This window comes from Acrocarpospora corrugata (assembly GCF_009687845.1).
In the GTDB taxonomy this organism is placed as follows: Bacteria; Actinomycetota; Actinomycetes; order Streptosporangiales; family Streptosporangiaceae; genus Acrocarpospora; species Acrocarpospora corrugata.
On record NZ_BLAD01000039.1, the window covers coordinates 265,563 to 275,393 of the forward strand.

Sequence of the window (9,831 nt, forward strand, 5' to 3'; positions counted from 1 at the left end):
TGTTTCGGTAGACCGGCTCTTGAACGAACCGCAATGGGGGTGCTGATTCACCACGGCAGACCACCGCATCCGATCCACCAGCGCGGGCCTCGGCCCTTGAGTACGGAGATCAGCGTGGAGCCCAGAACTACATCTCGCCGCAATTTCTTAGCCCTCGCCGTGAGCGTCCCCATCGGCGCCGCGCTCGCCTCCTGCGGTAGCGCCGGTCCGACCCCCGCGGGCGGCGGCGCCACCGGGGCCGCGGCCGGCTCCGGGGCGGCCACCTACTGGTTCCTCAGCACCCAGCCGCAGGAAGGCATCCGCAAGGCGTCCGTCGACCGGTTCAACGCGGCCAACCCGAACGCGAAGATCACCGCGACCACGTTCCAGAACGACGCGTTCAAGACGAAGATCAAGACTGCTCTCGGGGCCGGCCAGGCGCCCACCATCATCTGGGGCTGGGGCGGCGGCGGCCTGCGCACCTACGTCCAGGCCAGCCAGGTCGAAGACCTCACCCCGTGGCTGGACCAGAACCCGGCCGTGAAGAACCGCCTGTTCCCGTCCTCGTTCGGCGCCGCGACCATCGACGGCAAGATCTACGCCCTGCCGTGCGAGGCGGTCCAGCCGGTCGTCCTGTTCTACAACAAGACCTGCTTCGAGAAGATCGGCGCCGAGCCGCCCACGTCCTGGTCCGACATCATGGCCCTGGTGCCCAAGTTCAACGCCGCGGGCATCGCGCCGTTCTCGCTGGGCGGCCAGTCCCGCTGGACCAACATGATGTGGCTGGAGTTCCTCTTCGACCGGGTCGGCGGCCCCGAGCTGTTCCAGGCCGTGTTCGACGCCCAGAAGGACGCCTGGTCCAACCCCGCCGCGCTGGACGCGCTGACCAAGGTCCAGGACCTGGTTAAGGCCGACGGCTTCATCAAGGGCTTCTCCTCGATCACCGCCGACTCCAACGCCGACCAGGCGCTGCTGTACACCGGCAAGGCCGCGATGATGCTGCACGGCGTCTGGACCTACGGCAGCATGGCCCTGGACGGCGGCGACTTCGTCTCCGGCGGCCACCTCGGCTACATGAACTTCCCGCCGGTCGACGGCGGCAAGGGCGACCCCAGCAACACCGTCGGCAACCCCGGCCAGTACCTGTCGATCTACTCCAAGGCGACTCCCGAGCAGAAGGAGACCGCCAAGAAGTTCTTCGCCACCGCGGTCCTGTCCGACGAGGAAGTCAAGCAGTGGACCGACACCGGCTCGGTCCCGATCGTGCAGGGCGCGGACAAGCTGCTGGCCTCCTCCAAGGACGCCGAGTGGCTCCAGTTCGTCTACGGCATCGCCAGCGGCGCCAAGACCTTCGGCCAGTCCTGGGACCAGGCGCTCAGCCCGACCGCGGCGGAGATCCTGCTCGACAACATCTCCCAGCTGTTCCAGCTGTCCATCACACCGGAGCAGTTCGCGGCGAACATGAACGCGGTCATCGGCAAGTGAGCCCGACCGCGACCCCGACCACCGCGCGAGGCAGCCGCAACGGCGGCCTCGCGTGGCTGGCCGTACCGGCCCTGGTGTTCTTCGTCGCGTTCGGGGTGGTCCCGCTGGTCGGGGTCCTGGCGCTCAGTTTCACCACCTGGGACGGCATCGGCGACATCAACGTGACGGGGCTGACCAGCTGGCAGGCCGTGCTGTCCGATCCCGGGCTGCCGCACGCGCTGTGGGTGACGTTCCTGGTGATGGCCCTGTCCTGGGCGGTCCAGACGCCGGCCAGCCTCCTGCTCGGGGTGTTCCTGGCGAACTCCCAGCGCTACCGGGCGGTGCTGGCGGTGGTGTACTTCGTCCCGCTGCTGCTGAGTTCCGCGGCGATCGCCATCACCTACAAGGCGCTGCTGGACCCGAACTTCGGCCTCGGCGCCGGGCTGGGCATCGACCTGCTCGTCCAGGACTGGCTGGGCGTGCCAGAACTCGCCTTCGGCGTCGTGATCTTCGTGGTGTCCTGGCAGTTCATCCCCTTCCACTCGCTGATCTACCAGGCCGGGGTACGGCAGATCCCCAAATCCATGTACGAAGCCGCCGAACTGGACGGCGCCGGACGGGTCCGCCAGTTCTTCAGCATCACGCTGCCCCAGCTCAAGTACACGGTCATCACCTCCTCGACCCTCATGGTCGTCGGCTCGCTGACCTTCTTCGACCTGATCTTCGTACTGACCGAAGGCGGGCCGGGAGACACCACCCGGGTGCTCGCGCTGGACATGTACAAGCGCGGCTTCCAGGCCAACCTGATGGGCCCGGCCAGCGTGATCGCCGTCATCCTCGTCCTGGTCGGTCTCGTGCTGGCGCTGATCCTGCGCCGGCTCGGGGGCCGCGACGCCACCCACAGTCAGATGGAGGGTGCCTGATGGCGACGACCCTGACCCGGGAACAGCAGCGGCAGAACACTCCGGACCGGCCCAAACCCGGCGGGCGGCCGGGCGCGGTCGGCGGCCACCGGAACTGGCTGGCCGGGGTGGCCGGGTGGCTCTGGCTGGTGGTCGTGGTGGTCCCGATCTACTGGATCGTGATCACCAGCTTCAAGGAACAGAGCAGTTACTACATCACGAACCCGTTCGCGCCACCCGCCGAGCCGACCCTCGGCAACTACGGGATGGTGATCGAGGCCGGATTTATCGGGTATTTCGTGAACAGTCTCATCGTCACGCTCGGTGCGGTGATTCCGGCGGTGCTGGTCGCGTTCATGGCCTCGTACGCGATCGTGCGGAGCCGGACCGGCTGGTTCCTGCGTTCGGTGAACTCGCTGTTCCTGATGGGCCTGGCGATCCCGCTACAGGCGACGATCATCCCCGTCTACCTGATCATCATCAGGCTGCATCTTTACGACTCTTTGTTGGGGATGATCCTGCCGTCGATCGCTTTCGCGATCCCGCTGTCCGTGCTCGTGCTGTCCAACTTCATCCGTGACGTGCCGAAGGAACTCTTCGAGTCGATGCGGATGGACGGCGCCACCGAGTGGGCCACCCTCTGGCGGCTCGCCTTCCCGCTGACCCGCCCCGCCGTCGTCACGGTCGCCATCTACAACGCGCTGACCATCTGGAACGGCTTCCTGCTCCCGCTGATCCTCACCCAGAGCCCCGAGAAGCGCACCCTGCCCCTCGCTCTCTGGGCTTTCCAGGGCCAGTACAGCGTCAACGTCCCCGCGATCCTCGCCTCCGTCGTCCTCACCACCCTCCCGATCCTGGTCCTGTACGCGATAGGCCGCCGCCAACTACTCAGCGGCCTGACCGCGGGCTTCGGAAAATGATCATTGGCGGCAGCGAGCGCCGCGCTGCCGAGCCGCTTCTATCTCCCCTGAAAGGAATGGTGGGAAAGGACTCGTATGCGCCACAGGATAAATAGCAGCAGAGCGCGACAAATCTAGTCGGATATATTCCAACAAGCCGTACTGGCCACGAAACTTACCGATTGGCGGGTGAGCCCGCCCGGTCAAGTCGCGGCAAAAAGGAAACGACGGGCAAGCCCCCGACGTGGTCACGTGCGGATCGCTTGGCCTCCCGCTAGCCTGCGTACCGCGCCCGCAGATGTGGGTCGGAAATAGGGGCAACAGTTGACGGCCGCTGAGCGCAGTGCCAGGAAGGATCGCCGACCCTTCGTGTTGTACTCTCGACGCTCTCCTCTCGCGGCCGCTATGGCAGCACGCGATGAGCTGGCCTTATGCCCGACTTGGCACCCGCGGGGGGTGGGCTTCGCTACGGTGTGCTGAGGACTGAATGCAATCCGGGTCCAGTGGAACGCTGCCCGGAATCAGGCATTCATCGTGATCAATCGGGGCTGCCGTTATTCGGCTTGATCACGATAAGCTCGACCATTTCCGCAGGCATGCGCCCGCACCTGTTTCTTCGGTCCGCTATGTGCCTGCGGTGGCTGCCCCTTTGACGTGGAAGGAATTCTGTTGTCGTTCCCCGCTCCTCCCGTGGCAGACCCGGAGGTCGCACAGCGCGACAGCACCCACGCAGATGGTGGGTCAGGAGGTTCGACGATAGCCGACTCGACCACGCCCAGCCAGCAATTAATCACGGAACGTGTCGGTACTGCTCTTCAGATGGATCCTGTCATCACCGAAATCGAAGGCCCGGCAAGAGAACTCCAGACACCCTCACTGAACAGGCTCTGGTGGGGTGTCACCGCCTCTACGGTGGCCTCCCGCACATTAGTCATCACCTATCCCCTGCTGGCGTTGGCGACCACACACTCACCGACCGCCGTCGGCTTGACCACGGCCATGCTGACCGTGCCCGGACTGCTTTTCTATTTGCCGGTCGGAGTCCTCGCCGACCGAGTCGCCCCTCATTTTCTCATTCGCCAGGGCGAGTCCTTTCGCGCGGCCATTATAATCACAGTGATGATCATGGTGGCTCTCGGTGTTGCCCAGCTTCCACTGATCTTGGTCGCCGCTTTTCTTGAAGGCACTCTCTCAACCGTCTACTCGGTGGCCGAGGCGGCGCTCGTTCCGCTGGTGGCCCACGATGACAAAGTTGACGCCGCGCTGGCCGCGAGTGAACGGAGTACCCAGCTCGGGGCACTCGTCGCCCGCCCGCTGGCAGGTGCCCTCTTCGGCTTGAACCAAGTCCTGCCCTTCATTATCGGTCCTATTCTGGTGCTATTGTCCTCCCGCTCGGTCCCCCGGTACGAAGAGAAATGTGCAGTCGCGCCCGAATACCGCGCGTGGCCCACTGGCAGATTCCGATTGAAGGAGCTTAGGGCAGCCATCGTCGAGGGATTTCAGGAGCTGCGGAGTCATAGCTTCCTGCGAGCAGCCGTAATTCTCACGGCAGCGACGAATTTCATGGTGAACGCATTGATTGTGGCATTTATCGCCAGTTCGATTGAAGTCGGCCCGCTTATTGTGGGGCTAGTCCTCGCCGCCGGCAGCATCGGCGGGACTTTGGGGACAATCCTCGCCGAGCGTACCCAATCCCAAAAATGGATATTGTCTATTCACTTGGTCATCTGGACTTTCGCTCTCATGCTCCCCGCCGTGAACCAACACCCCGTATTCTTCGCATTCGCCCTTCTTCTCACGGGATGGGGAGCCGCCACCAATGTCGCGATGAGGCGGTACGAGAAAGACAAGGTAGCGGCTGACAAGCTCGCCAGGGTCGTGAGTGTGTCGCGGCTCGCCGGGCACGCGGCGGTTGTCGCCGCCGCCCTGGTCGGCGGGCTGCTGGTGGACACGTGGAACATCCAGGTCGCGACCCGGATCTTGTCCATCACAATGGTGACGATCTGCGTGCCGTTTGGAGTCTGGTTGCTGTTTCTCAGCAAGAACCGGGTACGCACTCCCGCCTAACTCACCGTCAATAATCGGTCTGCCGTTTTCCGGAGATGTGCCGGCAAAGCGGGGGCTATCGCGGACTTCGCCTGGCCGGCCAGTTCCGCCGCCCCTTCTGCATCGCCCAGCAAAGCTCTGATCCTGGCCGCGTAGAGCAGTGCCGGACCATGTTCCGCAGCCTCGGCACGGACAGCGACGATCTCATTCTCCGCTTCGGTGAACCGGCCCACCATGGCGAGGGCCAGCGCGTAGGCCGCGCGCACCCAGGGCTGCTGGAGCGGCTTGATCCGCTCGAAGTCCTGCAGGGCGGCCGATGCCTCTCCCAGGTCGGCGAGGATCTCGGCCCTGGCCTGGAGGGCCGGGATGACGTTTCCCTCACCGCTGAGGATCTCGTTCAGGACGTCTCTGGCACCTTCGGGATGCCCGTCGTACCAGAGCGCCCACGCCAGTTCGGTCCTGATGCCGACGTCATCCGGAACCCTGCTGATCGCGGACATGAGTTCCCGTACCGCGATTCCGGTCTTACCCTGGGCCAGCCGCGACTTGCCCACCGCAGCCAGCAGACGGCCCACCGCGGCGGTCGCTCCCAGGGTCTCGAACAGTTCCGCGGCTCTGCGGTAGTGCTCGATGGCGCCGGCGAACTCACCCCGGCCGAAAAAGACGTTGCCCAGAAAGGATTCGATCTCCGCGCGGAGCCGGGAGTTGTCGCCGATCCGAGCCAGCGCCTCGGTCGCCTGTTTGGCAGCCAGTGCCAGTTCACCGTCCCGCAGGGACAGTTCGGCGGCATGCAGGTATTCCTCGGCGTTGCTGCGGTGCTCGATCTCAAGAGATCCGTCGTCGTCGCCCCTGATCAGCTGGACCAGCCGTTCGTGCGACAGTTCGCACCAGTCCGGGCTGGCGGTGTCCAGGGTGTCACGCAAGCTCAGGATATGGCGGTCGACCAGCGCCCGGACCACCGTGTTGGAAACGCCGGCCGTCATCGTCTCGCCCCTGTAGACGGCCGCCCGCGTACCATGCGCGGTGATGAAGTTGCGTCGCAACCACGACCGCAGACCGACGGAGTCATTGTCGAAGTGATCCAGCGCCACCTCGGCGATCACCTGGTCCGCGAAGGCCACCAGCGAGCGGTCGGCATTGGCGAACAAGCCGACGTGCTTCTTCGTGATGAGCCAGACGTCCGGTGGAAGGGAACGCCACAGGGCGGAACAGACGACCTGCAACTGGACCGGCTCGACCACCTTTGATTCGGCTACGACGTTCTCGCCCACCCTGATGCCACGCAAGTCGTCGATCAGCCGTTCAGCGGCTCCCTTGACGAACGAGCATCCCGTGCCCTGCAACGGCCCCACCGTCGCCTGCACGGCCGCCGGCGGTTCCAGCGCGCCGAGCGCGAAGCTCCCTTTGGGCTTACGACCCAGCCGCGAATCGCGCAGGATCGCGGTCACGTAGTCGTCCCGGATCGAAATGAGCAGGCGTAGATCGAGATCGTTGCGGAGGACGTCGACCAGTTGGTCGATGAACCATTCACGGTAGGGCTGCCGGTGCGCGAAGTCACCGAAGAGTTCCTCGGCCTGGTCGATCGCCGCCATGGTCAGCACCGGATCACCGTAGGGGTCCTGACGGCGGGGCCGACGCTGGAAGAAGTTACGCAGGGACAGACCCGCCAGCCGTGTCGGCCTCTCCTCCGGAGACCAGGACGACAGCAGCGCGAAGACATGCGGATTGTGCGCGGGCAGCGCCGCCGAGGGGAAGGCCGAGCTGTGCGACACCCGGCCGATCGGCAGGATATCGGTCCTGGTGGGATCCAGCAGGGGCAGCACGCCCGCCTGGATCAGCGACGTCTTGCCGACACCGGAGGGTCCGTGCAGCACGGTGACCTGGTTCGCCTGCCAGAGATCGGCGACCTCGTGCGCCTCCCGGTTGCGGCCGAAGAACTTGCCGCTGTCCTGCCGGCGGAAGGCCCGTAGCCCTACGTACGGTTGGATAGTCGGATCGCGTCGGACTCCACGAGGGCTCATGTCGTGCTCACCATCCGGCTTCGCAGTTCCGTGCAGAACTCCCGGGTGCCTCCCCAGAACACCGAGATCTCCCACCCCCGGTAGTACCAGTCCAACTGGCGCTCGAGATCCCGAATGCTCCAGCCCGACGGCGTGGGAGTCGGTGCCACCTGGATGCTCACATGCCGCCTGCGGTTGATGCCGGGCACCGACTTCGAGAGTTCCTGGAACAGCACCCGGAAAGTCCAGTCCTGGAGGCTGTAGCCCACGAAGAGCAGGGGCCGCCGGGTCAGCGCGGCCTGAATGGACGGCGGCAGCATGCGCCAGTTCCCGGTCAGTCCCTCTGCGGCCAGATTGCGGAGAAACTCCAGGTAGTCCTCTTCGGCCAGCACGAAGGACGCGGGGTCGTGCAGCGCACCGTGCAGGTGGTAGACGAGCGGCGTCTCCGGCTTGGGGTCCCAACCGGCTTCACTACTGAACAGCTTCTCGTCAAAGGCGATCCCGGCATTCCACGGGCAGATCGCGGTGTTCGGCCGCTTGCCCGCGGCCAGCAGAGCGCGAGCGATGAAGTCGTCATAGTTGGTGGTCACATAGACCGGCAGGTTGAATCCGGCCAGCAGGCCATACGGCTCGCACGGATCGGTAAAGTCGGGAAGAGCTCCGGTGGCCAGTTCGTCGCGCACGAGCTCCTTGGCGTGGATAAGGTCGCCATATTTGATTCCGCCGAACTGCGTGACCCGATGGAGTTCGTCGGAGTCACGCCCGGGATAGCCCCACTGCCGGGCCAGCTTCCGGCTGAGGGTCGCCCCGGAGGGCAGCACGCCCATGGACGCTCCCGCTCCGACGAAGGGCGTGCAGTGACCGCTCTGCAGCTGATAGATCAACCGTTCCCAGTCCGCCTCCTTCATTTCGTGCATACACAGCACCACCTCATTCATCCGAACATCACCGGAACCGAGAACTCGCTGTCCTACACCAGTGGGTACTGATTCACGACGATAGTCGATGTGGAGAATCCGGCGCGGCGGGATGGTGCGAATCGTCGCCGCAGGAAGGGGGGCCTCCACGAGACGTCTCCCTTCCGCAGCGACCCTGGCCAATCAGGGAGCAACCTCAATCGAGTTCTGAAAGCCCGCCATGGCCACGCCACGTTCCTCGAGGATCCGCGTCAGAACTCCACGGAGCGAACTGTACGGCAGCTCAGAGATCGACTTCAGCGGCAGATCGGATAGATCGATAAATACGGCCGGGCCATGCTCGCTCATGCTCATACCACGTCTCCATTCAGGACCGGCCGATTCACCCGTTTCGGCCATCCAACTCTTGGAATGAGTGTTCCAAGCCTGGTTCTTTCCGCTCACCCGATTTTTGAACAGCACGAAGAATGAATCAAGCCTTAGAATGCTGGTACCTTCCACAGGATTTCCGGAGGCACTGAGATGGCCGATCTTTCGCGAGTAGCCCATTCGGTTTCGGACCGGCAACCGGAGGTCTTCGAGAAAGTTCCGCCACGTAATCGAAACTTCACCGGGCGTGACGATCTACTGGCCAGGCTGCGGAAGGGCATGGGCAGCGTCACGGCGGTCGTGCCGCAACCACAGGCCGTACACGGCTGGGGTGGAGTGGGGAAAACACACCTGGCGATCGAATATGCCCATCGCTACCGTTCACACTATGACTTGATCTGGTGGATTCCCGCCGACCAATATCATCTGGTGCCGTCGTCACTGGCCTCGATGGCCCCCACGCTGGGTCTTCTGCCAGCGTCGGTCACCGGCGTGGAAGAGGCGGCCGAAGCCGTCCGAAAGGCGCTCCAGGATGGCGAGCCCTTCCATCGCTGGCTGCTGATTTTCGATAACGCCGAGGAATTCGGGCACATCAAGCCATTTATTCCCAACGGTCCCGGGCACGTGCTGATCACATCGCGCAACCCCGACTGGGAGGACAATTTCGAGACACTCACCGTGGACGTGTTCACTCGTGAGGAGAGCATCGACTTCCTCAGAAAGCGACTGGACCGTCCGGTATCCCGCGAGGACGCCGACCGGCTCGCCGACAAACTGGGCGACCTGCCACTCGCACTCGAGCAGGTCGGCGCGCTGCAGCGCCGCGGCACGATGTCCATCAACGATTACATCGAGCAACTCGACAAACAGGCCTCAAGGCTTCTGGGCGCGGTCCGGGCACCGGACTATCCGCTCACGATGACCGCCGCCTGGCGGGTCTCCGTCGCATTTCTGGAGGACCGCCTGCCGCAGGCGATCAGCATCCTGCGTTGTTGCGCGTTCTTCGGGCCGGAACCGATCCCGAACGATGTCTTCCGGCGTGGGAACAAGGCCAACGTGCCCCGGCTGGCCGAAATTCTTTCCGACCCTATTCTACTGAACAAGACCTGGCAGGAGCTGAGCCGCTTCGCCTTGGTCCGCAGCGATACCGTGACCCGCACAGTCCAGGTTCACCGGCTGATTCAGGCCCTTCTTCGGGATGATCTGAATCCGAGCGAGAAGACCGGTATTCGGGACGAGGTCCATCTCCTCATGG

8 protein-coding genes are annotated in these 9,831 nt (G+C 64.3%); 5 read left to right on the forward strand and 3 right to left on the reverse strand.

Translation table 11 applies throughout. From position 1 onward, the window contains the following. Positions 1-159 precede the first annotated feature (159 nt). The 4 genes from Acor_RS07105 (at position 160) to Acor_RS07120 (ending at position 5,311) form a co-directional block, all read left to right on the forward strand. Positions 160-1,464 (forward strand): extracellular solute-binding protein, encoded by a 1,305-nt coding sequence (locus tag Acor_RS07105; RefSeq protein ID WP_218034161.1) that lies wholly within the window; start codon positions 160-162, stop codon positions 1,462-1,464. After that, positions 1,461-2,366: a carbohydrate ABC transporter permease gene (locus Acor_RS07110; RefSeq protein ID WP_155335737.1), complete on the forward strand. Its 906-nt coding sequence runs from the start codon at positions 1,461-1,463 to the stop codon at positions 2,364-2,366. Before Acor_RS07105 ends, Acor_RS07110 begins: the two co-directional genes overlap by 4 nt. Further along, a complete protein-coding gene (locus Acor_RS07115; RefSeq protein ID WP_155335738.1) occupies positions 2,366-3,265 on the forward strand; it encodes a carbohydrate ABC transporter permease in 900 nt (299 codons plus the stop codon). Before Acor_RS07110 ends, Acor_RS07115 begins: the two co-directional genes overlap by 1 nt. Before the next feature lie 798 nt (positions 3,266-4,063). Then, positions 4,064-5,311 carry an MFS transporter gene (locus tag Acor_RS07120; protein ID WP_170316819.1) on the forward strand — a complete coding sequence of 416 codons (1,248 nt, stop codon included), beginning with the start codon at positions 4,064-4,066 and terminating at the stop codon, positions 5,309-5,311. Here the strand turns inward: Acor_RS07120 and Acor_RS07125 are convergent. From Acor_RS07125 to fxsA, 3 genes are read right to left on the reverse strand one after another with little or no spacing between them, the layout of a single operon-like run. Further along, a complete protein-coding gene (locus Acor_RS07125; protein WP_155335740.1) occupies positions 5,308-7,311 on the reverse strand; it encodes an nSTAND1 domain-containing NTPase in 2,004 nt (667 codons plus the stop codon). The two genes, Acor_RS07120 and Acor_RS07125, sit on opposite strands and share 4 nt — an antisense overlap. Further along, complete coding sequence (locus Acor_RS07130) at positions 7,308-8,357, reverse strand: SIR2 family NAD-dependent protein deacylase (RefSeq protein ID WP_155335741.1); 1,050 nt, start codon at positions 8,355-8,357, stop codon at positions 7,308-7,310. The genes Acor_RS07125 and Acor_RS07130 overlap by 4 nt, the downstream gene beginning before the upstream one ends. Positions 8,358-8,390: 33 nt before the next feature. Then, positions 8,391-8,708 (reverse strand): FxSxx-COOH cyclophane-containing RiPP peptide, encoded by a 318-nt coding sequence (gene fxsA, locus Acor_RS07135; protein WP_155335742.1) that lies wholly within the window; start codon positions 8,706-8,708, stop codon positions 8,391-8,393. Positions 8,709-8,729: 21 nt separating this feature from the next. Between fxsA and fxsT the strand changes: the two genes are divergently transcribed. Then, on the forward strand, positions 8,730-9,831 hold a 1,102-nt coding region (gene fxsT / locus Acor_RS07140), incomplete at its 3' end, for an FxSxx-COOH system tetratricopeptide repeat protein (protein WP_246238472.1).